This is a genomic window from Microbacterium sp. (assembly GCF_052099035.1).
Lineage (GTDB): Bacteria > Actinomycetota > Actinomycetes > Actinomycetales > Microbacteriaceae > Microbacterium.
Genome location: NZ_JBQDSX010000037.1, coordinates 1 through 22,952, shown reverse-complemented (window position 1 = coordinate 22,952; position 22,952 = coordinate 1). Strand labels below are relative to the sequence as shown.

The following is a 22,952-nucleotide window of genomic DNA, read 5'->3' as shown; positions in this document are numbered from 1 at the left end:
ATCAGTCGATGGGATCGGGCTCCTCGGCATCCAGTGCCTGCGCGTAGAGCGCACGCTCGACGTCGGCGAGTTCCTCACCGACCAGGCGGCGAAGCGCAGGAGCAGCATCCTTGTTCTCATTGAGCCAGGTGCGCGTCGCCTCACGCAGCTCGGTGTTGCCGAGCGCAGTGGGGTAGAGGCCGACGATCAGATAGTTGGCGATCTGATAGGTGCGCGACTCCCAGATCTCGACGAGCATGTCGAAATAGCTCTGCACGAACTCGCCGAGAACGCCGACGCTGTTCGGGTGCACGAAACCGGCCGCAGCAGAACGCACGATCGTGTTCGGCAGATCAGCGTTGTCGATGAGAGAGGCCCAGGCGGCCCGCTTGTCTGCGACCGTCGGCAGTGCCGCACGTGCCTGGGCTGCGAACTCTGCACCCTTGGACGTGTTGTCGGCGGCGAGGGAAGCATCGATGGTCGCGGCATCCGTCGCGCCGATCGAGGCGAGTCCGACCAGCAGCTGCCACGACAGGTCCGCATCGATCTCGAGCCCTGGCAGCGACTCTTCACCCGAGCGCAGGCGTCCGACGATCCCCGCGTGCTCGGAGTTCACCAGGGAGGATGCGAACGCGGTGACGAACTGCAGCTGGCTGTCGCTGCCGGCCGGTGCGCTGTGGGCGAGGTCCCACAGGGCATCTGCGATCTTCAACCGTGTGGCATCGCGCTGCGTCGGGTCGACATAGAGCGTTGCCGCGGTGCGCAGCTGTGCCAGCGTGGTGCGCAGCGTGGTCGACTCGGTCTCGCGGCCGATGTTTCCGAGAACCAGGTCGACGTAGTCGGATGCGGGGCTCTCCGCGTCACGGGTCTGATCCCACGCGGCTCCCCAGATCAGCGAACGGGCCAGGGGATCGGAGATGTCGCCGAGGTGGGCGATGGCCGTCTCGAGGGAGCGCTCGTCGAGGCGGATCTTCGCGTAGGCGAGGTCGTTGTCGTTGAGCAGGACGAGGTCCGGGCGTTCCTGACCCTGCAGTTCGGGCACCTCGGTGCGGTCGCCATCGACATCGATCTCGATGTAGTGCGAGCGTGTGAGAGTGCCGTCGGCGAGGTTGTAGAAGCCGACGCCGAGTCGGTGCGGACGGATCGTCGGGTAGTCCGCAGGCGCGGTCTGGGTGATCGCGAAGCGCGTGATCAGACCATCGACGTCCTCGGTGATGACCGGGGAGAGCGTGTTGACACCAGCCGTCTCGAGCCACTTCTTCGACCAGGTGCTGAGGTCGCGGCCGCTTGTCGCTTCGAGCTCGGTGAGCAGGTCGCTCAGCTCGGTGTTGCCCCATGCGTGCTTCTGGAAGTACTGTCCGACACCCGCGAAGAATGCATCGATGCCGACCCATGCGGCGAGCTGCTTGAGGACGGAACCGCCCTTGGCGTACGTGATGCCGTCGAAGTTGACCTGCACGTCTTCGAGATCGTTGATCTCTGCGGTGATCGGGTGCGTGGAGGGCAGCTGGTCCTGACGGTATGCCCAGCTCTTCTCCATCGCGTTGAAGGTCGTCCACGCCTCGGTCCACTCGGTGGCTTCGGCGGTGGCGATGGTCGATGCCCACTCGGCGAACGACTCGTTCAGCCAGAGGTCGTTCCACCATTTCATGGTGACGAGGTCGCCGAACCACATGTGCGCGAGCTCGTGCAGGATCGTGACGACGCGACGCTCCTTCACGGCATCGGTCACCTTGCTCCGGAAGACGTACGTCTCCGTGAAAGTGACCGCTCCCGCGTTCTCCATGGCTCCGGCGTTGAACTCCGGGACGAAGAGCTGGTCGTACTTCGCGAACGGATAGGCGACGCCGAACTTCTCCTCGTAGTAGGCGAAGCCCTCACGAGTCTTGTCGAAGATGTAATCCGCATCCAGGTGCTCCCACAGGCTCCTGCGGCCGTACACACCCAACGGGATGACGCGTCCATCGGAACTCGTGAGTTCCGAGAAGGTCGACTCGTATGGCCCCGCGACGAGGGCCGTGATGTACGAGGAGATGCGCGGGGTGGGCTCGAAGCCCCACGTTGCCGTGCTGCTCTCATCGTGGTTGATGGGCTCAGGCGTGGGGGAGTTGGAGATGACCTTCCACGCATCCGGAGCGGTCACGGTGAACTGGAACGTGGCCTTCAGATCGGGCTGCTCGAACACCGCGAAGACGCGGCGGGAGTCGGGCACCTCGAACTGCGAGTACAGGTAGACCTCGTCATCGACCGGGTCAACGAAACGGTGCAGGCCCTCACCCGTGTTGGTGTAACGGCAGTCGGCGTCGACGACGAGGACGTTCTCCTCCTGCAGATCCGCCAGAGCGATCCGCGACTCGGCGAACACCTCTGCCGGGTCCAGCTGCTCGCCGTTGAGCGAGATCTCACGCACGTCGGAATCGACCAGATCGATGAAGGTGGAGCTGCCCGGCGTCGCCGTGAAGCGTACGACGCTGCGGGAACCGAAGACTTCGGCGCCCTTGGTCAGGTCGAGCGAGATCTCGTACGACTGCGTGTCGATGAGTGCGCGGCGCTCCTGCGCTTCGATACGGGTGAGGTTCTCTCCAGGCACAGCTGTTTCTCCCAGGGGTTCGGGGGTATCGCCTAGATCCGACGCGGCTGGCGCCGACGGCAACCATGACAGCCTACGCCAGGACGCGACCGATGGCGGTGCGCAGGGATGGAATGATGGGGGAGTGACTCAGACCGATCAGATCAGTGTCCTGTTCGCTTCCCCCGCTGCCGCAGGCGGCTCCGAATTCATCGAGACGCCCGTCGCGTATGACGCGCTGGTGCTGGCGAGTTTCGGCGGGCCCGAAGGTCAGGATGACGTCATCCCCTTCCTGCGCAACGTCACCCGTGGGCGCGGCATCCCCGATGAACGCCTCGAAGAGGTCGCTCACCACTACCGGCACTTCGGCGGAGTGAGTCCGATCAATGGGCAGAATCGCGAGTTGAAGGCGGCTCTTGAGTCCGAGCTGTCCCGCCGCGGCATCGACCTGCCTGTCTACTGGGGGAACCGTAACTGGGAGCCCTATCTCCCCGATGCGTTCACCGCGGCGGCCGATGATGGACATTCGACGCTTCTCGTCCTCGCTACGAGCGCGTACAGCTCGTACTCCAGCGATCGACAGTACCGCGAGGACATCGCGCGCGCGATCACGGATGCCGGTCTCGAAGAGCGGGTGACGGCCGACAAGATCCGCCTCTTCTTCGATCACCCGGGCTTCGTCGCTCCGTTCCAGGAAGGCGTGGATGCTGCGGTGCAGCAGTTCCTGGAACAGGGGATCGAAGCATCCGATATCCACGTGCTGTTCTCCACGCACTCGATTCCCATGGCGGATGCTGAGCGCTCCGGCCCGCGTGACGTCGAGTGGGGTGAGGGCGGCGCCTACGTCGCACAGCATCGGGCGGTCGCCGCCCACATCATCGACAACCTTAGTGCCGTCACAGGAGGGACCACTGTGCCGTGGCAGCTCGTCTTCCAGTCCCGTTCCGGTCCGCCCACTCAGCCCTGGCTCGAGCCGGACATCAATGACGTGATCGCGGGGCTGCCGGCAGCGGGAGCGAAGGCCGTCGTCATCGTTCCGCTCGGCTTCGTCAGCGATCACATGGAGGTGTTGTGGGATCTCGACACCGAGGCGCTGGAGTCTGCTGCGCAGGCAGGCATCCCCGCGGTGCGGACGCAGACCCCCGGCATCCACCCGGCGTTCGTCTCCGGTCTTATCGATCTCGTCCACGAGCGCATCGAAGGCACCCCGGCAGCTGAGCGCCCGCACCTCACTGAGCTCGGCCCCTGGTACGACGTCTCGCGTCCTGGTGATTGCGAGAACGTACGGCTGGGCTTCAAACCGGCGGCCGCCGGTATCGCACCGTGATGCGGGTCGTCACGCTCCTAGGATGGTGAGCATGCGCATCCACATCGCCACAGACCACGCGGGATTGGAATTCTCGACCCGGCTGCAGGACCACCTGCGCACACTCGGACATGAGGTGACCGATCACGGGCCCGTGGCCTACGACGCGCTCGATGACTATCCGGCCTTCTGCATCCGTGCCGCACAGGCCGTGGTCGCCGATCAGACGGCTGGTATCGAGGCGCTCGGTATCGTCTTCGGCGGTTCCGGCAACGGAGAGCAGATCGCCGCGAACAAGGTCGCCGGCATCCGGGCCGCCCTCGTCTGGAACCTGTCGACGGCGGAACTCGCGCGCCAGCACAATGACGCCAACGTCATCTCGATCGGTGCGCGTCAGCACACCTTCGAAGAGGTCGTCTCGTTCATCGAGCGCTTCATCAGCACACCGTTCTCCGACGAGGAGCGGCACTCCCGTCGTATCGCGCAGATCGCGGACTTCGAGCGCGACGGCTCACTGCTCCCCGACCCGCGGGCCTGATATGCCAGAGGGGCATTCGGTACATCGGATCGCGCGGCAGTTCGATCGCAACTTCATCGGCAAGACGCTGCATGCGTCGAGTCCGCAGGGGCGGTTCGCCGAGGGGGCCGCGGTGCTCGACGGTCGTGAGGCCGTGAGCGTCAAGGCGGTCGGCAAGCAGATGTTCCTCGAGACCGAGGGAGATCTCTGGCTGCGCGTGCACCTGGGGCTGTACGGTGCGTGGGATTTCGCGGGGGAGATCCTGCTCGATCCCACGATCGCCTCGGCGAATGGTCGGATGGGTCAGACCAATCAGCGCGGTACAGATCTGGACGCGCCGGGTTCCGCCGATGGTGCTGCGATTCTGGATGCCGCCGGCGAGAACTCGCTCGCATCGATCGGCGCCCCGCGCAGAGCTCGCGTGCACGTGCGCATGTCCGAGCAGACCAAAGGGCTCGCCGACGACGAGATGGAATGGCCACCGCCCGTCGTCGGCCAGGTGCGACTGCGGTTGATGACCGACATCACGGCCGCCGACCTGCGCGGACCCACAGCGTGCGTCCTGCAGACACCCGATGAGATGCTCGCTACCGTCGCCAAGCTGGGCCCTGACCCGCTGGTGGGGGATCCGGCGGAGAATGAGGAGCGCTTCGTTCGCACCGTCCGCAAGAAGGGCACGGCGATCGCGCTGCTGCTGATGGACCAGTCCGTTGTCAGCGGCATCGGCAACGTCTACCGTGCCGAGATGCTCTACCGTGCTCGGCTCAACCCGCACACACCGGGAAAGCAGGTTCCGGAGGAGATCGTGCGCGAGCTCTGGCACGACTGGGCGCGGCTGCTGCCGATCGGTGTGGAGACCGGCCAGATGATGACAATGGATGATCTGTCGCCCGATGACTATCGTGCGGCGATGGCCAGCCGCGATGACCGGCACTGGGTTTATCACCGCGCAGGTCTGCCCTGTCGTACGTGTGGAACAGAGATCGTGCTCGAGGAGATCGGCGCCCGCAAGCTCTACTGGTGTCCGCGCTGCCAGGCGTAGGAGCTCCCGTGCGTTCTCGGTCGTAGGCTGGACGCATGCGCCAGAACCCGAGTTTCGCGATGACCGATGTCGCCGAGCTGCGCCGCGTGATCGCATCGAATCCGTGGGCGACGCTCGTTGGGCGGGATGCCGATGGCATGACCGCTTCGCACTATCCGATTCTGCTCGATCCCGAGCGCGACGATCTCACGGTCGTGGGCCACGTCGGTCGTCCTGACGACCTCGTGCTCGGGCTGGGACAGGGTGATCAAGAACTCCTGATGATCTTCCAGGGGCCGCACGGGTACATCTCCCCGGGCTGGTACGGCGACGTTCCAGCCGTCCCGACGTGGAACTATGTGGCGGTGCACCTCTCCGGAATCCCCGAGATCCTGGACACCTCGACGAATCTCCGTGTGCTCGAAGACCTCGTCGAGCACTTCGAGAGCCGATTCCCTTCGCCGCGCGGCATGTGGACGCAGCCGAACGATGAAGCGTTCATCTCCCGCCTCGAATCGGGAACCATCGGATTCCGGCTCACCCCGACGCGGGTGTTCGCGAAGCGCAAGCTCAGCCAGAACAAGACGGACGATGTCATCGAGAACGTGATCCTCGAACTCTCCCGTGACGACGCGTACCCGAATCCCGCGCTCGTGGTCGAGATGCAGCGCGCGCACGACGCGCGGGTGGCGGCGCGAGAAGCCGGGGCACAGCGATCGTGACATCGGTCGACGAGAATGTGTCGGTGATTCGACAGACGCGGATCGCAGGTCCCGGGCGCGAGCACCTGATGGATGACGACCCCGTCGACGTGCACATCAGCGATGGCCGGATCATCGACATCTCACCCGTTGGCGCTCTGCCGGTGCGCGGCGAGTCGATCGATGCGCAGGGAGCCTGGCTGGTGCCGGGACTCTGGGACAGTCATGTGCACACGCTGCCGTGGGCGCTGGCCGTCGAGCGCGTTCCGCTCCAGGACACCGCATCGGCATCGGAGGCCGCCGGGTACATGTCGACCGCCGCGCCGCTGACCGATGGACGCCGCGTTGGGGCCGGATTCCGCGACGCGCTCTGGGCCGATGATCCCTCACTCGAGGTTCTCGATGCCGCCACGGGTCTCGTCCCCACCTACCTCATCAATGCCGATGTCCACAGCGTCTGGCTCAACTCCGCGGCGCTGCGCCGGGAGGGATTCTCATCACCGGACGGGATGCTCCGCGAAGAGGATGCGTTCGAGATCTCGAAGCGACTCAATGCGGTCGAGCCCCTGCACGGGGACCGCGCCGTCGACGAGGCGGGCAGGGCTGCCGCCGCGCGCGGTGTCACCGGGATCGTCGACTTCGACATGGCGTGGAACATCGACGCGTGGTCCAGACGCGTGGATGCTGGATTCCGTGCGCAGCGGGTCGAGTTCGCCGTGTACCCGGCTGACCTGACGCGCGCCATCGCAGCCGGCCTGCGCACCGGCGACCCGCTTGCGGGCGGCGACGGACTCGTCCACGTTGGGCCGCTGAAGGTGATCACCGACGGCTCGCTCGGAACTCGCACCGCGGCATGCACCCATCCGTATCCCGACGACGACGCCGATCATGGTGTGCTCAATGTATCTCCGGCCGACCTCATCGAGTTGCTCACCGAGGCGACCGGATCCGGATTCGCCGCTGCTATCCACGCGATCGGCGACCGCGCGGTGTCATCCGCGCTCGACGCGGTCACCGTGACAGGGGCGACCGGAACGATCGAGCATGCACAGCTGATCCGGCATGCCGACATCGCCCGCATCGAGCGATTGGGGCTGGCGGCGAGCATCCAGCCGCAGCACGCACTGGACGATCGCGACCTCGTCGAGGGGTACTGGTCGCAGCAGACGGCACTCGGTTACCCGATGGCGACGCTCCTGCGTGCGGGTGTTGCATTGCGGCTCGGGTCGGACGCCCCGGTGGCACCGCTCGATCCGTGGCAGGCGATCGCCGCAGCGGTGTACCGCACGGATGATGAGCAAGCTCCCTGGCATCCCGAAGAGCGACTGAGCCTCGACGAGGCACTCGCTGCGAGCGTCCGCAGCGCCGTGCGGCCGGGGGATCGAGCGGATCTCGTTCTCTGCGGTGCTGACCCACGCACCGCTTCGCAGGCGACGCTGCGGCGGATGCCGGTGGTCGCCACACTGCTCGGCGGTCGCGTCACGCACGTGTCGTAGCGACATCGGACCGGTGTGGGTTCACGGGTTCTCGTACGCAGCCGGTACCGTCATATGGTGACATCCGCCCCACCGCCTCCCTCGCTCTCGCGCGCGCAGCGTCGCCGCGAACGATCCCCGGAGCATGCAGCGCCCAGCCGGTTCATTCCGCACGTACAGGGGCTGCGCGCGATCGCCGTGCTCTTCGTCGTGCTCTACCACTTCTGGCCGGGGCGCCTCAGCGGCGGGTACGTCGGCGTTGACATCTTCTTCGTGATCTCCGGGTTCCTGATCACGGCGCATCTGGCACGCGAGCTCGCCACATCCGGCCGCGTGGACCTCGGTCAGTTCTGGGCGCGACGGGCACGACGGCTGCTACCGGCATCGCTGCTGGTCCTGCTGTTCTGCGCGATCGTGGCGGCCCTGCCCTTCCTGACACCGACCTCGGCGATGCCGGCCGAGGTGCGCGAGATCGTGGCATCCACGTTCTATGTCGAGAACTGGTACCTCGCATTCAACTCCGCCGACTACCTCGCTCTTTCGGGCGACCCGACGACCGTCCAGCACTACTGGTCGCTGTCTCTCGAGGAGCAGTTCTACGTCATCTGGCCGCTGATCATGCTGCTGGCGGCCTGGATCTCGGTGAAATTCTTCCGCGGCTCGCGTCTTCGGGCGGCGGCGATCGCCATCGGCGTCGTGTCGGTCGCCTCATTCATCTTCTGCGTCATCTTCACCATGACCGATCCTGCACCGGCCTACTTCGTCACTCTGGGGCGCATCTGGCAGTTCGGTGTCGGAGCACTCCTCGCCCTGGTTCCGCGATTGCGCGTGAACAATGCGGTGCTGAGCTTCGTGCTCGGCTGGGCTGGCGTCCTCGCCCTGCTCTACACCGCGTTCACCTTCGACGGTCAGACGGTGTTCCCGGGCTACATGGCACTGCTGCCGACGTTGGGTGCGGCGGCCGTCATCGCGGCATCCAATACCGAGCGCTGGTGGTACCCGACGCGTCTCCTGGCCATCCGTCCGATGCGGTTCACCGGCGACATCTCGTACAGCCTGTACCTGTGGCACTGGCCCTTGATCGTCATCGCGCCCTCCGTACCGTTCTGGGGCCTGACCATCTACCACCGCGTGGCGCTGCTGTGCATCTGCTTCGTGCTCGCGTGGCTCACCAAACGCTTCATCGAAGACCCGATGCGCTCATGGAAGCCGCTCACCTCGCGGCGCCCACGAGTCACTCTCTGGGCGTCTCTGGGGGCAATGGCGCTCGTCGCGGCTGTCGCTGCAGGAGGCTGGGCTGCGAACGCCCCGGCATACCAGCAGGGTGTTCAGGCGATTCAGGACGTGCGCGAGAATCCGCCGGTGTGCTTCGGTGCGGCGAGCATCCTCGATGAGTCATGTGCCGGGGAGGGGCCCGACACGATCCTGCCGGCACCGGGCTTTGCCGGTGCGGACAGTCCCGATGAGCCGCAGTGCTTCATACAGCTGAACGATTCCCGTCCGGTGTCCTGCGAGTTCGGCTCCGACGACCCGGATGCACCTCGGGTGGCGCTGGTGGGCGACAGCCATGCCTACCAACTGCTGGGGACGTTCCAGGCGATCGCGGACCGCGAGGGCTGGCACCTCACCACGTACTTCAAGGGTGCCTGTCCGTGGAACACCACTCCGCTGGCCACCGCCGGGTCCTTCGGCGCGGCCTGCACCGACTGGCGCGAAGGTATCGACGCGGAGCTGGCGGCCAGCGAGTTCGACGTTGTCTTCACCTCGGCGATCTCGAACACGCCGTACTCGTCAGCTGGCTACGACTCGTCCTTCGACGGAGCCGTCGCCGGATACCGCCAGGCCTGGTCGACCATGACCGACCGCGGCATCCCCGTGGTCACCATCGTCGACAACCCCGGGTGGGAGACGGACCCGAACAAGTGCCTGCGCTCCCGCGACGCGTCCGAGTGCTCGAGCCCGCGTGCCGAACGGCTGCCCGCGAACGACCCGATTCGGGATGCCGCTGAGGGTGCCGCCGGCGTCACGCTTCTGGACTTCACCGATGTGTACTGCGACGACGAGACCTGCTTCCCTGTGGTGGGCGGTGCGAACATCTACCGCGACCAGGATCATCTGACGGTCACTTTCGCCAATACGCTCACGCCGCAGTTCACCGCAGCGCTGGAAGCAGCTATCGCAGACGGAGTCGGCTGAGCAATGTGAACACGACGAAGGCCACCGGGATGCTTCCCGGTGGCCTTCGCTCTGGCAGTTGCTTACTCGGCGATGTGCGCGAGGAGGAACCAGCGGTCCTTCTCGAGGCCGCGCATGATCTCGATCGCGACGTCCTGACTGGTGAGGTCGACCTCGTCAAGGCCGTCGATTGCGGTCTTGGTGTCGACGAGGATCGCGTCGATGTCGGCGATGATGTTGCGGATCAGATCGCTCGACTGAGCGAACCCTGCGGGAACATCGGATCCTGCCCCCTTTTCGGCGACGGTCTTCACACGCGCGTCGACAGGAAGGCCCAGAGCGACGATGCGCTCGGCAGCCGTGTCGGCGAAACCACCGGCGTTGGCGACGATCGAGTCGAACAGCTCGTGCACTCCGACGAAGTTGGCGCCGCGGACGTGCCAGTGCGCCTGCTTGCCGCTGATAGTCAGGGCCTGGAGCCCGAGGACGACAGGGGAGAGGAACTGTGCGGTCGCCGCTGCAACCGTCGGATCGCTCGCGGTGGTGGAAACGGTCTGCGACTTGCTCATTTTTCTTCCTCCAGAACGGCGGGTTCGGTACCTGTCGAGTACAACGCTACTCAGCCACGAACATTCCGCAAGTAAGCTGAGGCTCGGCTTATCGGACTGATTTTCCGCGGAACCATGCGGAAGTCAGGGTAGTCTCACCTCATGAGCATCTCGTCGTCAGCATCCGTTCTCGCCCTTGCAGATAAGACTCCGAGCATCGCCGGTGACGCGTTCGTCGCCGATGGCGCGCGCATCATCGGAGACGTCACGCTGGAGGCAGGATCCAGCGTCTGGTACAACGCGGTTCTCCGCGGTGACTCGGACGCGATCGTTCTCGGGCGGGGCAGCAACGTGCAGGACAACGTATCGGTTCACGTCGACAGCGGACACGGCGTCATCATCGGCGCGAACGTGTCGATCGGACACAACGCGGTGGTGCACGGCTGCACGATCGGGGACGGCTCGCTCGTGGGAATGGGCTCGGTGATCCTGAGCGGCGCAGTGATCGGGCGCGGATGCCTCATCGCCGGCGGTGCGGTGATCCTCGGCGGAACCGAGATTCCCGATGGCTCCCTCGTGGCAGGCGTCCCCGCGAAGGTGCGGCGCGCGCTCAGCGACGACGAGCGCGCCGACCTCGTCCGCAACGCCGAAATCTACCGCGGGCACCTGCAGACGCACGAACAGGCCGTGCCGCTCGGATAGAGTGGTTTCGATACGGGGCGGTGGCCAAGCTGGTCAAGGCAGCGGGCTCATAACCCGACGATCGTGGGTTCAAGTCCCACCCGCCCTACTGATGCTCCGCTACAGCGGGCGAGCGGTGATGGCCTCGTTGCCGAGGTCCTTGCGCGCCGTGCGCAGGCACTTGGTGCACAGCAGCTCGACCGTGCGCGGATGGTCCTCACCGCACGTGCAATCGATCGTCACTCGCCACTTCGCGCGGCGGCCGCAGGCGGCATAGGCCTCTTCGTCGCCGTGATCGCACTCGCACTCGATCGCGGCGTCGTCTTCCCAGCCGAGGGCGATCTCCTCAAAGCTCAGATCCACAGGGGCATCCTGTCGCATCACATCACATTCCCGATATACGAGTACTTCACAAATACCTCGGCAGAGATACCGGATTCGGCAAGAACTCCCTGCACAGCGTTCATCATATAATTCGAATCCCAACCCATGTAGAGGAAACTCTCCGCGTCCAGAGCGTCCCACTGGCCCTTCCACGCCATCTCGGCGTAGAGCGGACCGCCATGGGCGGCACTGTATGCGAGGGCGGCGGGTCGGTCGTCCGTCCATGCCCGGCGGAACACCCGGTTGAACAGAGCACGGACGTCTTTGACCTCCCAGTGCTCGCCGCGGTATTCGACGTAGTCGAACTCACGATCCCAACCAGCGGGCCAGCCGCGGCGGCGGACGGCATCCATCACGGGCGTGAGTCCGTCGTCGTCGATCTCTGGGAAATCGGGTCGGGCCCAGATCCGAAGCAGGGATGCTGCGAGCCGAACGGTGCGGGCGGTGATCGCTGCGGTGTCCCAGCGGGACGCTTCGCTCAACGCGCGGGTCTCAGCGACCGCGCTGCGGGCGTAGGCATCCGTCTTCTTGTCTGCGAAAGACGCACCGAAGACGCGCTCGGTGAGTGCTGGTTCGAGCAGGGTGAGGTTCCCCAGCGTGGGCGCGAGCGCGCGGTGGCTGTTCTGTTCGTCCTCGGAGTAGTCGCGCCAGGTGCGTGCTCCGTCGCCCGACCATGCCTCACCGGGCATGAGAGGCACGATGTGCTCGAGGTCGTACTCGGTGGGGTGCTCGGCGCCTTCGAGCCGTCCCAGAACATACGCCGCATGCGGCAGCTCGACATATTTCAGAACGGCACTGACACGCTCGTCTGAGGGAGTGATGCGGGCGAACGCGCGCATCAGCGACTCCCGTCCGTCGGCGCGCGCCCGGCACAGACGCGCGATCAGCCGCTCAGTGGGAAGCCCGACGAGTGCGCGGCGCAGATAGAGGGTCTGCGTCCACTCCAGCGTCTCGATCAGTTCGCTGTGCGAGATGACCCCGCGTGCATGGTCGCTGTACGCACTCATCGTGAGCGGGTACGTGGCGCGACCGAAGGTGTTCAGGTACTCCAGGTGCTGACGGATCTCGGCATCCGTTTCGAGCGCGGGGTCGAGCAGGATGCCGTAGATCTCGGCGTAGTGACGCCAGATCTCCGCATCCGCCTGCAGATGCGCGACGTCCATGCTCGGGAACGAGCGCCGGAAGGCCGCGTACACGCCGTGCTCGCCGTCCGCAGTCACCTCGCGACCCGTGGTCATCACCAGGTAGTGACGCCAGAAGGCACCGATCATCTCACCGGTACGACGCTCGATCGGGAGCCAGAAGCGCTCCTCGACGTCGAGCTGCTCGGCGTGCGTGAGGCCCATGAGGATGTAGTTGTGGATCAGCTCGTGATCGCGCAGCGGCTCGCCGGTGGAGTTTAGGCTTTCGAAGATCTGCTGCGCATTGGCGGAGGGCCCCAGAGTGATCGAGACGTGCTCGAGCCGCTGCAGACCGCGCCAGATGTCGGATACCTCATCGGCATGCACCTGGCTGCGGAAGAACGCGTAGTTGTCGTCGAAGCGGGACTCGCGCTCGACATCTCCACGGCGATCCAGCACGACCGATTCGTACAGGAGCGCCCAGGCATCGTGCGGGCGCAGCTTCGTGCGCGAGGGGTCATCGCTGCGAATGAGCACGCGCTCGAGTTCGGCGGCCAGGGCGGCGTCAGTGCTCTGGATGGCGTGGTGCAGGGCGGCGACCAGAAGCATGATCGTGGTGATGCGCTGCTGGCCGTCGATGAGGATCAGATCGACCTCGGAGGAGTCCTGGGCCGAAAGGATCGACCCGATGAAGTGACGATGTGTTTCGTCTTCTCCCGCGACGGCGCGGATGTCAGCGAGTAGGCGTTCACACCCGCCGATGTCCCACCGGTACTGGCGCTGATACACCGGGACGACGATCGCGGTACCGGGAGCGGACAGCCACTCGATGGTGTTGACGGCGTTCGCTTCGACATTTGTGGCGGTTGCCATGGTGTTCGCTTCTGCTCCTCACGCATCGGCGGCACCAGACGACCCGCCGTGAACGAGTCTAGTCGCCACGACATTTTCACGGTCGGGTCCCCCGGGCAGCACGGGGGCCGCTGTTAGGCTTGCCTTATCAGGGCCTGTTAAAACGTGCTGGCCCCCGATGAAAGGATCTGGCTCAGATCATGGCATACATCAAATCCGCTGCTCTCGAGGAAAAGGGATACGTCGTCCTCGACAGCTACAACCAGGCGCTCGACCCCAAGGAATGGCTGGACATCGAGTACAACGACTGGAAGTCGTCGGGCGATACGCGTTTCGCTCCGCTCGCCAGCGCCTTCGGCGACATCGAGTGCAACGGCTTCTGGAACCACAAGCCACCGCGCACGGACAAGGATGGCGTCTGGATCGACTCGCAGACCGCCAAGGCGCCGATCCTCACGCGTCGCGCGCAGGAGCCCGGCGCGAACGTCGGCCGCTGCCGCGTCATCGAGCTGCAGCCGACCCCGTACGGAGAATGCCTCTACAACCTGCACCAGGATGACAACAACCGCCTGAACCCGGACGGCACGGGCTGGGTCGTTCGCGGGTTCTTCAACCTCACCGACGACAAGGACAGCTTCTTCGTCCTGCGTGAGAACCGCACGGACCCGGCGGGTGAGGTGCGCATCGCACTTCCGGCCGGAGCGCAGCTCATCGTCGACACGCAGCGTCTCTGGCACGCTGCGACCCACACCGGCTCCGAGCCGCGCTACAACCTCATCACGTCGTGGACGTCGGGCCCTGAGCTCGATGCCTATATCGAGAAGTACCACGGCACCGACCAGGTCGAGAACTACGAAGTTGCGCAGGACGTCCTCGAGGCAGGATATGCCGAGCAGGCACGCAAGGATGCCGCACGTGCTGCGTATTACGCAGCCAAGGGTCAGCAGGCCAAGATCGCCATGAGCGAGGCCTGACCCTTCGACAGGCTCAGGGACCGTACAGAAGGACCCCGGCTTCGGCCGGGGTCCTTCCGCTCGAATGACACGCTTGTGATTTCGCACGGAGTGGGCGATAATCGCCATATAACCGCATAGAAACGCCACTCTCGTGGAACAGGTCGTAGGGGAAGACGCACCTGATGAAACGGAGAGATCATGGCGACGGCTTACGCACGCGGAGTGGTGTACATCCACTCTGCACCTCGCGCGCTCTGCCCGCACCTGGAATGGGCGGTAGGACGCGCTATCGGTCGCGCAGTGAACTTCGACTGGGCCGACCAGCCCGTGCTTGAGGGTTCTCGCCGGGCCGAGTTCTACTGGGACGGTCCGGTGGGTACGGGCGCTGCACTCGCGACCGCCATCCGAGGCTGGGAGCATCTGCGCTTCGAAGTCACCGAAGACCCGACACCTCGCAGCGACGGCGGCCGCTGGCTGCACACGCCAGACCTCGGCATCCACTACGCGCAGACGGATGCCGCGGGAAACATCGTCATCGGCGAAGACCGCGTCCGCTATGCGATGGAGATCGCCGCAGGAAACGTCATCGAGCTGCAGCGCGAGCTCGACGTCGCACTCGGTTCCACCTGGGATGAGGAGCTCGAGCCGTTCCGCCACGCCAGCGACGATTCGAGTGTCGTCTGGCTCCACAAGGTGGGTTAGCCCGGGACGTGCGAAGGCGTCAGTATCGGAAGCCGGTGGTCAAACCCGGCAGCTGAGAAAGCGAATTCCACGTCCCACACGACGAAGGCCTCGCTCCGATTAGTCGGAGACGAGGCCTTCGTCATGCAGATTGTCGACGCGTCAGTCGTCGTACGACGTAAATGCGGCGACGGCGTTGTGGCCGCCGAAACCGAACGAGTTGCTGATCGCGAGCTGCGGACCATCGCCCAGAGGCTGCGCCTCACCGGAGACGAGCAGAGGGATAGCGGGGTCCTGCGTGCTGATGTTGATCGTCGGCGGAGCGATGCGATCCCGGATCGCGAGCACCGTGAACATCGCTTCGAGAGCGCCCGTGCCGCCCAGCAGGTGCCCGGTGGATGCCTTGGTCGCAGACACGGGGATCTCGTGCACGCGATCGCCGATCACATTGTGCAGCGCCGTGTACTCGTTGGGGTCGCCAACAGGAGTGGACGTGGCGTGGGCGTTCACATGCGTGATCTCATCCGGTGTGCGTCCGGCTGCCTCCAGCGCCAGCCTGACAGCTCGCTCGGCACCTTCTGGCGCGTTGGCGGTGATGTGGTACGCATCGGCAGTGACCCCGCCACCGACGAGCTCGGCATAGATCTTCGCGCCGCGCGCTTTCGCGTGCTCCTCTGTCTCGAGGATGAGCACGGCAGCTCCCTCACCCATGACGAAGCCGTCACGGTCTTCCGAATACGGTCGGGATGCCGTTGCGGGGTCATCGTTGCGGCGGGAGAGCGCCTGCATCGAGGCGAACGACGCGATCGTGATCGGGTGGATGGCGGACTCGGTGCCTCCGGCGATGACGACATCGGCGAGACCGGCCTGCAGGTGCTCGTAAGCATTGACGAGCGACTCCGTGCTCGACGCGCAGGCCGAGGCTACCGTGCGGGCGAAGGCTCGTGCGGTGAAGTGGAGCGAGAGATTGCCGGCTGCGGAGTTCGGCATGAGCATCGGCACCGTCATCGGCATGACACGACGCGGACCCTTCTCGCGGAGGGTGTCCCATGCGTCCAGCAGAGTCCAGACGCCACCGATTCCGGTGGCGAAGTCCACGCCGAGACGCTCAGGATCGACATCGGGCTCACCCGCGTCGGCCCACGCTTCCATCGCGGCGATCAATGCGAACTGCGACGACGGGTCGAGGCGCTTGGCGATGGGGCGCGCCAGGACCTCTTCGGGGCGGACGATCGCTTCGGCAGCGAAGGTGACGGGCAGCTCGAGCTCCGCGACCCAATCGTGCTCGAGGGTGCGGCCTCCCGACATCCCTGCCAGCAGGTTGGTCCAGTTATCGGGAGCCGTGCCGCCGATCGCGGAGGTGGCGCCGATCCCGGTGACGACGATGCGCTTGGTCATGGGGTGTGGTTCCTTGTCGAATGAGAATCGGTGGAATCTCGAGTGCGGGAAGGCAGAGGATGCCACGCCCCGTCGAACGGGGGTGGCATCCGTCTCGTATCAGGCCTGAGCGGTGACGATGAAGTTCACGGCATCGCCGACGGTCTTGAGGTTCTTGACCTCGTCGTCGGGGATGGTGACGCCGAACTTCTCCTCGGCGTTGACGACGATCGTCATCATCGAGATCGAGTCGATGTCGAGGTCGTCGGTGAACGACTTCTCGAGGGCGACCTCGGAGCTGTCAATGCCGGTCTCATCGGTGACGAGCTCGGCGAGGCCGGCGAGGACCTCATCGTTGGTGAAAGCCATGTGGTTTTCCTCTTTCTTGCGGGTTGTGTTCGGAACCGTTGCCCATTCTAGGGAACGGCATGCGGGTTCAGGGGAGAACGACGACCTGGGCGGCGAAGACGAGGCCGGCGCCGAAGCCGATCTGCAGGGCGAGCCCACCCGAGAGTTCAGGATGCTCCTGCAAGAGCCGGTGGCTTGCGAGCGGGATCGACGCGGCCGAAGTATTGCCGGTGGTCTCGATGTCACGGGCGATCACCGTGGTCTCAGGTAGCTTCAACTGCTTGGCGAACTCGTCGATGATGCGCATGTTCGCCTGGTGCGGGATGAATGCCGCGAGATCTGCTGCCTCGATCCCGGCGGCGTCGAGAGCCTGACGTGCGACCTTCGCCATCTCCCAGACAGCCCAGCGGAAGACAGCAGGGCCCTCCTGTCGCAGCGTCGGCCACGGCACGTCGCCGTTTCCATCGCGGTACTCGACGAGGGTGTGGTTCATCGACACGACGTCTGCCTTGGAACCGTCCGAGCCCCAGACGACGGGGGCAATCGCGGGAGTTTCGCTCGGACCGATCAGCGCGGCTCCTGCGCCGTCGCCGAGCAGGAACGAGATGCTGCGGTCTGTGGGGTCGACGACTTCGGACAGCTTCTCGCTGCCGATGACGAGCGCGTAGTGGGCGGAGCCCGCACGGATGAGCGCATCGGCCTGGGCGATCGCGTATGCGTACCCGGCGCAGGCTGCATTGGAATCGTACGCAGCAGCCGGATTGGCGCCGATGCGGTCGGCGACGACAGCAGCAGCCGACGGCGTCTGGCGCGCGTTGCTGATGGTCGCCACGATTACGAGATCGATCTCGGATGCCGCAATGCCGGACTTCTCGATCGCTTCGGCCCCTGCGATGGCCGCGAGGTCGACCGCGCTGGTCTCCTTGTTCGCCCGCGTGCGGGTGATGATGCCGGTGCGCTGGCGGATCCACTCGTCGCTGGAGTCGATCGGGCCGATGAGGTCTTCGTTCGGCACAGCATTCTCACCGCGAGCGGCGCCGTACGCGAGGATGCGGGTGTACTGCGGGCCGGTGCTCTGCTTCAGGACGGCGGTCATGCGGCTGCTCCGTTCAGCAGCTCAGCCGCTGCGTCGAGGTCGTCAGGGGTCTTCACAGCGACGACTGGCGTACCGCGCAGTCCTCGTTTGGCCAGGCCCGTGAGGGCGCCAGCGGGGGACACTTCGATCAGTCCGGTGATGCCGGCGTCGGCGAACGAGCTCATGCACAGATCCCAGCGCACCGGCGACGACACCTGGTTCACGATCAGCTCCAGCGCCTGCGCACCTGAGGAGACGATGGATCCGTCCCTGTTGGTCCAGAGGGTGGTGTGCGGATCGTTCGCGGTCAGATCCGCAGTGGCCGTGCGGAGGGCGTCGACCGCGGCTGCCATGTACGAAGTGTGGAACGCTCCGGCGACCTGCAGCGCGATCACCCGCGTGCCCTTGACCGGCGCTTCGGCGAGAGCCGCCAGGGCGGGCAGGGCGCCTGCCGCGACGATCTGGCCGCCGCCGTTGTAGTTCGCAGGAGTCAGGTCGAGTTCGGCGAGCCGCTCGAGGACGGCCTGCTCGTCGCCGCCGATGACCGCGCTCATACCGGTGGGGGTCTGGGACGCGGCATCCGCCATCGCGCGCCCGCGGATGCCGACCAGGCGCATCGTGTCCTCATCCGAGATGACGCCGCTCCCGACGAGGGCGGCGAATTCGCCGACCGAGTGGCCGGCAATGCCACCGGGAAACGCCTCGGCTCGCATCATCAGCGCTTTCGCGGAGATGAGGGATGCGGCCACGATCAGCGGCTGCGCGATGCGCGTGTCACGGATCGTGTCGGCATCAGATTCGGTGCCGTGCGCGATGAGGTCGACCTCTGCGGCTTCGGAATAACGGGCGAGGCTGTCCGCCACACCGTCGAGTTCGAGCCACGGGGCGAGGAAGCCGGGGGTCTGGGAGCCCTGTCCCGGGCAAGCGACGACAATCACCTGTCTAGTCTGCCAATGATCTACCCGTAACGCTGGATGTACCCTCACAAGATTCCTGAAATCGTTTGTGCGTGGCGTACAGATCCGTGCGGCTATCGTGAGCGCCGTGCTGCCGGACGACGGCGGACGGTCTCTGCGGTGCCGATCGAGCCGAGGATCAGCGCAGTCTGCAGAATCAACGCTTCGCGCGGACCAGTAGCATCCCAGCCGATCACTTCGCTGACGCGCTTGAGGCGGTAGCGGACCGTGTTCGGGTGGACGAAGAGTTCGCGTGCGGTCGCCTCGAGAGAGCGACCGTTGTCGAGATAGCTCCACAGAGTCGTGACCAGATCCGTCGAGTGCGCCTGCAGTGGACGGTAGATCCGATCGATGAGGGTCTGTTTGGCCAGTGGGTCACCGGCAAGCGCGCGCTCCGGGAGCAGATCATCCGCTTCGACAGGGCGGGGAGCCGTGCGCCAGGCGCGCGCCACGGCGAAGCCCGCCAGGGCCGCACGTGCGCTTTGACCGGCATCGACGAGCGCCACCACCGGCGGGCCGAGCACGACGTAGCCGGGGCCGAAGAAGGGCTCGAGTCGTGTGGCGATCTCTTCGAAGGCCAGATCGTCGCCTTCTTCTTCACGTCCTGGGGCGTGAGCACGACCGAGGACGAGGACGAGACGCGACCCCTGCACGCCGATGAGTACATCGACGGACAGCTTGCGGGCCGTGCGTCGAACGTGATCCACATCGAATTGCGGGGGAGTGGTGCCGACGAGGACGCAGACTTCGCCATGCCCATGCCAGCCGAGGGCTGCGATGCGGCTGGGCAGCTCTTCATCGGCTTCACCGGTGAGGATGGAGTCCACCACGAGCGCTTCGAGCCTGGCATCCCACAGCCCACGCGCTTCCGCTGCACGGGCATAGACGTCTGCCGCGGCGAAGGCCACTTCACGCGAGTACAGCAGGATCGCCTCGCGCAGCATCTCGCCCTTGCCGGCGATGCGCTCCTCCGTGATCTCCACGGTGACGCGGATGAGCTGGAGTGTCTGCGTGAGGCTGACGCTGCGGAGCAGCTCGCGCGGAGCAGTGGCGAAGATGTCGGCCGCGATCCACGGTGTGGAGGTCGGATCATCGAACCACTGGATGAAGGACGAGATGCCCGCCTGTGCCACCAGCCCGACCGCAGAGCGGCGGGCCGGTGGCATGTCGGCGTACCAGGGGAGCGTCTCGTCGAGTCGCTGGATCGTCGCGGTCGCGAGATCACCCGAGATACGGCGGAGCCAGGCGAGCGTCGTGGCTTTGTCCATCGACGCAGGAGACGATGTGGTCACCTGCGGCTCAGCTCTCGCCGCCAGCGTTTCCGCTCGCGCCCGCGTTGACGTTGTGCAGGTCGTACTTCGCGATCGCCTCGGCGATCACCGAGCGCTCGAGTTTGCCCTGGTCAGCGAGCCCCTGAAGCGCACGCACGACCATGGACGGACCATCGATCTTGAAGAAACGACGAGCCGCGGCACGCGTGTCCGCGAAGCCGAACCCATCTGCACCGAGCGTGTAGTAGTCGCCCGGGACCCACTGGCGGATCTGATCCTGAACAGCGTGCATGAAATCGCTGGTCGCGATGAACGGGCCTTCAGCACCCTGGAGCTTCTGCGTCAGGTACGGGACCTTGGGCTCTTCCTCCGGGTGGAGGAAGTTGTGCTCGTCGGCGGCGAGGCCGTCGCGGCGCAGCTCGTTCCAGCTGGTGACCGACCAGACGTCGGAGGCGATGCCCCAGTCGTTCGCCAGCAGCTCCTGGGCCTCGATCGCCCACGGCACGCCGACGCCCGAGGCGAGCAGCTGTACGCGCGGTCCGTCGCCGGTGCCCTCGGACACGCGGTGCAGGCCCTTGAGGATGCCCTCGACATCGACGTTCTCCGGCTCGGCTGGCTGCTTGAGCGGCTCGTTGTAGACCGTCAGGTAGTACATGACGTCGGGGTTCGGGTGCGATCCGCCATACATCTGCTCGATGCCGGCTTGCACGATGTGAGCGACCTCATAGCCGTAGGCCGGGTCGTAGGACATCGTCGCAGGGTTCGTCGACGCGAGAAGCGGCGAGTGGCCGTCCGCGTGCTGGGTTCCCTCACCGGTCAGCGTCGTACGGCCGGCTGTCGCACCGATGACGAAGCCGCGCGCCATCTGGTCTCCGGCAGCCCAGAAGGCGTCGCCGGTGCGCTGGTAGCCGAACATCGAGTAGAAGATGTAGATCGGGATCAACGGCTCGCCGTGCGTCGAGTACGACGTTCCGGCCGCGGTGAACGCAGCGGTCGCGCCGGCCTCGTTGATGCCGACGTGCATGATCTGGCCCTGCGGGCTCTCCTTATACGCCAGGAGGAGCTCGCGGTCGACGGCGGTGTAGTTCTGGCCGTTCGGGTTGTAGATCTTCGCGGTGGGGAAGTACGCGTCCATGCCGAACGTGCGCGCCTCATCCGGGATGACCGGGACGATTCGCTCGCCGAAGCCCTTGACCCGCATGAGGTCCTTGAGCATGCGGACGAACGCCATCGTCGTGGCGACCTCCTGGTTGCCCGAGCCCTTCTTCGGGAAGGCGTAGTCCTTGTCCTCCGGAAGGGTGAGCTCGACATGCGTCTTGCGGCGCTCGGGGAGGAAACCGCCGAGATCGCTGCGGCGGTCCAGCATGTACTGGATCGTCTCGTCCTGTGCACCGGGGTGGTAGTACGGCGGCTGGTACGGGTTCTCTTCGAGCTGAGCGTCCGTGATCGGAATCTGCATGGTGTCGCGGAACAGCTTCAGGTCGTCCAGCGTCATCTTCTTCATCTGGTGCGTCGCATTGCGCCCCTCGAAGTGCGGACCGAGGCCGTAGCCCTTGACGGTCTTGGCGAGGATCACGGTCGGCTGGCCCTTGTGCTCCATGGCCGCCTTGTAAGCCGCGTAGACCTTGCGGTAGTCGTGGCCACCGCGGCGCAGCTTCCAGATCTGGTCGTCGGTGTAGTCCTTGACCATGGCTGCGGTGCGCTCGTCGCGACCGAAGAAGTTCTCACGCACGAAGGCGCCGTTCTCGGCCTTGTAGGTCTGGTAGTCACCGTCGGGGGTGACGTTCATGAGGTTGAGCAGGGCGCCGTCGTCGTCGTGGGCGAGAAGCTCGTCCCACTCGCGGCCCCAGACGACCTTGATGACGTTCCAGCCGGCACCGCGGAAGTAGGACTCGAGTTCCTGGATGATCTTGCCGTTGCCGCGCACAGGTCCGTCGAGGCGCTGCAGGTTGCAGTTGATCACGAAGGTGAGGTTGTCGAGGCCCTCATTCGCCGCGACCTGCAGCTGTCCGCGCGATTCGACCTCGTCCATCTCACCATCGCCGAGGAACGCCCAGACATGGGAGTCGCCGACATCCTTGATGCCGCGGTTCTCGAGGTACTTGTTCGACATGGCCTGGTAGATCGCGTTGATGGGTCCCAGACCCATCGACACGGTCGGGAACTGCCAGAACTCCGGCATCATGCGCGGGTGCGGGTAGGACGGGATGCCGTTCGGGGCGCCCGACTTCTCCTGTCGGAACGCGTCGAGCTGGTCTTCGCTCAGGCGGCCCTCGAGGTAGGCACGCGCGTACATCCCGGGGGAGGCGTGTCCCTGGTAGAAGATCTGGTCTCCGCCGGAGGGGTGATCCTGACCGCGGAAGAAGTGGTTGTGTCCGACTTCGTAGAGCGAGGCCGCGGAGGCATAGGTGGAGATGTGACCGCCGACGCCGATGCCGGGGCGCTGCGCCCGGTGCACGGTGATCGCAGCATTCCAGCGGATCCAGTGGCGGTATCGACGCTCGAGCTCTTCGTCACCGGGGAATTCCGGCTCGTTCTCGGAGGCGATGGTGTTGATGTAGTCCGTGGTGGGAACCATAGGCACGTTCAGGTGCAGCTCTTTGGAGCGCTTGAGCATGCTGAGCATGATCTCGCGGCCACGGCCGGGCCCCTTGACATCGACGAGCTCGTCAAGTGACTGCTGCCATTCGCCTGTCTCGTCCGGATCGCTGTCGAGGGGACCCTGGGAGTACGGATCCTGGTCGTGAACGGTCACGTGGAGCCTTTCGTCATGCTGGCAGGTCTTGCCAAGGAAACGGGAAGCGACGCGGGAAGCCTTGTCGGCTCTGCACAACGCGTGCCTCTCTCAGCCTAGCCGTGTTCGACGGTTACGTCTCGCATCCGCAGGACCGATAAGATCGGTATCGAGGGCCTTTAGCTCAGCTGGTAGAGCGCCACGTTTACACCGTGGATGTCGTCG

General features: G+C 65.5%; 19 protein-coding genes and 1 tRNA gene. 10 read left to right on the top strand and 10 right to left on the bottom strand.

Annotated features, from left to right (window positions below; translation table 11 throughout):
- Position 1: 1 nt before the first annotated feature.
- Complete coding sequence (gene pepN / locus ACTIAO_RS11850) at positions 2-2,569, bottom strand: aminopeptidase N (RefSeq protein WP_441906431.1); 2,568 nt, start codon at positions 2,567-2,569, stop codon at positions 2-4.
- Between the two features lie 124 nt (positions 2,570-2,693).
- On the opposite strand from pepN, the gene ACTIAO_RS11845 reads away from it, so the two are divergent.
- The 6 genes from ACTIAO_RS11845 (at position 2,694) to ACTIAO_RS11820 (ending at position 9,764) form a co-directional block, all read left to right on the top strand.
- The gene (locus tag ACTIAO_RS11845; RefSeq protein WP_441906430.1) at positions 2,694-3,875 is read left to right on the top strand and encodes a ferrochelatase; all 1,182 of its coding nucleotides are present in this window, start codon (positions 2,694-2,696) and stop codon (positions 3,873-3,875) included.
- Between the two features lie 31 nt (positions 3,876-3,906).
- Positions 3,907-4,392: a ribose-5-phosphate isomerase gene (locus ACTIAO_RS11840; protein WP_441906429.1), complete on the top strand. Its 486-nt coding sequence runs from the start codon at positions 3,907-3,909 to the stop codon at positions 4,390-4,392.
- Between the two features lies 1 nt (position 4,393).
- Complete coding sequence (locus ACTIAO_RS11835; protein ID WP_441906428.1) at positions 4,394-5,413, top strand: Fpg/Nei family DNA glycosylase; 1,020 nt, start codon at positions 4,394-4,396, stop codon at positions 5,411-5,413.
- A gap of 35 nt (positions 5,414-5,448) precedes the next feature.
- Entirely contained in the window at positions 5,449-6,114 is a 666-nt protein-coding gene (locus ACTIAO_RS11830) for an FMN-binding negative transcriptional regulator (RefSeq protein WP_441906427.1), read from the top strand.
- Between the two features lie 68 nt (positions 6,115-6,182).
- Positions 6,183-7,589 carry an amidohydrolase gene (locus ACTIAO_RS11825; RefSeq protein ID WP_441906438.1) on the top strand — a complete coding sequence of 469 codons (1,407 nt, stop codon included), beginning with the start codon at positions 6,183-6,185 and terminating at the stop codon, positions 7,587-7,589.
- 57 nt (positions 7,590-7,646) lie between these two features.
- Complete coding sequence (locus ACTIAO_RS11820) at positions 7,647-9,764, top strand: acyltransferase family protein (RefSeq protein WP_441906425.1); 2,118 nt, start codon at positions 7,647-7,649, stop codon at positions 9,762-9,764.
- A gap of 62 nt (positions 9,765-9,826) precedes the next feature.
- Here the strand turns inward: ACTIAO_RS11820 and ACTIAO_RS11815 are convergent, their stop codons facing one another.
- Positions 9,827-10,312 (bottom strand): Dps family protein, encoded by a 486-nt coding sequence (locus ACTIAO_RS11815; protein ID WP_441906424.1) that lies wholly within the window; start codon positions 10,310-10,312, stop codon positions 9,827-9,829.
- A gap of 141 nt (positions 10,313-10,453) precedes the next feature.
- Here ACTIAO_RS11815 and ACTIAO_RS11810 point away from each other — a divergent pair, with 141 nt between their 5' ends.
- Positions 10,454-10,993 (top strand): gamma carbonic anhydrase family protein, encoded by a 540-nt coding sequence (locus ACTIAO_RS11810; RefSeq protein WP_441906423.1) that lies wholly within the window; start codon positions 10,454-10,456, stop codon positions 10,991-10,993.
- 14 nt (positions 10,994-11,007) lie between these two features.
- Positions 11,008-11,081: transfer RNA gene (locus ACTIAO_RS11805), tRNA-Ile, on the top strand.
- A gap of 11 nt (positions 11,082-11,092) precedes the next feature.
- On the opposite strand, the gene ACTIAO_RS11800 is transcribed toward ACTIAO_RS11805, so the two are convergent.
- Complete coding sequence (locus ACTIAO_RS11800; RefSeq protein ID WP_441906422.1) at positions 11,093-11,335, bottom strand: hypothetical protein; 243 nt, start codon at positions 11,333-11,335, stop codon at positions 11,093-11,095.
- 17 nt (positions 11,336-11,352) lie between these two features.
- Positions 11,353-13,350, bottom strand: coding sequence for a DUF262 domain-containing protein (locus ACTIAO_RS11795; RefSeq protein ID WP_441906421.1), 1,998 nt, complete (start codon positions 13,348-13,350; stop codon positions 11,353-11,355).
- A gap of 179 nt (positions 13,351-13,529) precedes the next feature.
- Here ACTIAO_RS11795 and ACTIAO_RS11790 point away from each other — a divergent pair, with 179 nt between their 5' ends.
- A complete protein-coding gene (locus ACTIAO_RS11790) occupies positions 13,530-14,303 on the top strand; it encodes a hypothetical protein (protein WP_441906420.1) in 774 nt (257 codons plus the stop codon).
- A gap of 180 nt (positions 14,304-14,483) precedes the next feature.
- Complete coding sequence (locus ACTIAO_RS11785) at positions 14,484-14,987, top strand: DUF3145 domain-containing protein (protein ID WP_441906419.1); 504 nt, start codon at positions 14,484-14,486, stop codon at positions 14,985-14,987.
- A 141-nt stretch (positions 14,988-15,128) separates the two neighbouring features.
- Here the strand turns inward: ACTIAO_RS11785 and ACTIAO_RS11780 are convergent, their stop codons facing one another.
- The 6 genes from ACTIAO_RS11780 to aceE all read right to left on the bottom strand — a co-directional run bounded on the left by ACTIAO_RS11780 (position 15,129) and on the right by aceE (position 22,748).
- Positions 15,129-16,364, bottom strand: coding sequence for a beta-ketoacyl-[acyl-carrier-protein] synthase family protein (locus tag ACTIAO_RS11780; RefSeq protein ID WP_441906418.1), 1,236 nt, complete (start codon positions 16,362-16,364; stop codon positions 15,129-15,131).
- Positions 16,365-16,463: 99 nt separating this feature from the next.
- Complete coding sequence (locus tag ACTIAO_RS11775) at positions 16,464-16,712, bottom strand: acyl carrier protein (protein WP_441906417.1); 249 nt, start codon at positions 16,710-16,712, stop codon at positions 16,464-16,466.
- A gap of 67 nt (positions 16,713-16,779) precedes the next feature.
- The gene (locus ACTIAO_RS11770) at positions 16,780-17,787 is read right to left on the bottom strand and encodes a beta-ketoacyl-ACP synthase III (RefSeq protein ID WP_441906416.1); all 1,008 of its coding nucleotides are present in this window, start codon (positions 17,785-17,787) and stop codon (positions 16,780-16,782) included.
- Positions 17,784-18,704, bottom strand: a complete 921-nt coding sequence (locus ACTIAO_RS11765; RefSeq protein ID WP_441906415.1) for an ACP S-malonyltransferase — start codon at positions 18,702-18,704, stop codon at positions 17,784-17,786. The genes ACTIAO_RS11770 and ACTIAO_RS11765 overlap by 4 nt, the downstream gene beginning before the upstream one ends.
- Before the next feature lie 92 nt (positions 18,705-18,796).
- The gene (locus ACTIAO_RS11760) at positions 18,797-19,990 is read right to left on the bottom strand and encodes a PucR family transcriptional regulator (protein ID WP_441906414.1); all 1,194 of its coding nucleotides are present in this window, start codon (positions 19,988-19,990) and stop codon (positions 18,797-18,799) included.
- A gap of 31 nt (positions 19,991-20,021) precedes the next feature.
- The gene (gene aceE, locus ACTIAO_RS11755; protein ID WP_441906413.1) at positions 20,022-22,748 is read right to left on the bottom strand and encodes a pyruvate dehydrogenase (acetyl-transferring), homodimeric type; all 2,727 of its coding nucleotides are present in this window, start codon (positions 22,746-22,748) and stop codon (positions 20,022-20,024) included.
- Positions 22,749-22,952: the final 204 nt, after the last annotated feature.

What these genes read in the sequence shown, in the direction of transcription:
- ACTIAO_RS11840 (WP_441906429.1), top strand. Translation starts at nt 3,907, where the DNA reads ATGCGCATCCACATCGCCACAGACCACGCGGGATTGGAATTCTCGACC.
- ACTIAO_RS11835 (WP_441906428.1), top strand. Translation starts at nt 4,394, where the DNA reads ATGCCAGAGGGGCATTCGGTACATCGGATCGCGCGGCAGTTCGATCGC.
- ACTIAO_RS11830 (WP_441906427.1), top strand. Translation starts at nt 5,449, where the DNA reads ATGCGCCAGAACCCGAGTTTCGCGATGACCGATGTCGCCGAGCTGCGC.
- ACTIAO_RS11825 (WP_441906438.1), top strand. Translation starts at nt 6,183, where the DNA reads ATGGATGACGACCCCGTCGACGTGCACATCAGCGATGGCCGGATCATC.
- ACTIAO_RS11815 (WP_441906424.1), bottom strand. Translation starts at nt 10,312, where the DNA reads ATGAGCAAGTCGCAGACCGTTTCCACCACCGCGAGCGATCCGACGGTT.
- ACTIAO_RS11810 (WP_441906423.1), top strand. Translation starts at nt 10,454, where the DNA reads ATGAGCATCTCGTCGTCAGCATCCGTTCTCGCCCTTGCAGATAAGACT.
- ACTIAO_RS11795 (WP_441906421.1), bottom strand. Translation starts at nt 13,350, where the DNA reads ATGGCAACCGCCACAAATGTCGAAGCGAACGCCGTCAACACCATCGAG.
- ACTIAO_RS11790 (WP_441906420.1), top strand. Translation starts at nt 13,530, where the DNA reads ATGGCATACATCAAATCCGCTGCTCTCGAGGAAAAGGGATACGTCGTC.
- ACTIAO_RS11785 (WP_441906419.1), top strand. Translation starts at nt 14,484, where the DNA reads ATGGCGACGGCTTACGCACGCGGAGTGGTGTACATCCACTCTGCACCT.
- ACTIAO_RS11780 (WP_441906418.1), bottom strand. Translation starts at nt 16,364, where the DNA reads ATGACCAAGCGCATCGTCGTCACCGGGATCGGCGCCACCTCCGCGATC.
- ACTIAO_RS11775 (WP_441906417.1), bottom strand. Translation starts at nt 16,712, where the DNA reads ATGGCTTTCACCAACGATGAGGTCCTCGCCGGCCTCGCCGAGCTCGTC.
- ACTIAO_RS11770 (WP_441906416.1), bottom strand. Translation starts at nt 17,787, where the DNA reads ATGACCGCCGTCCTGAAGCAGAGCACCGGCCCGCAGTACACCCGCATC.
- ACTIAO_RS11760 (WP_441906414.1), bottom strand. Translation starts at nt 19,990, where the DNA reads ATGGACAAAGCCACGACGCTCGCCTGGCTCCGCCGTATCTCGGGTGAT.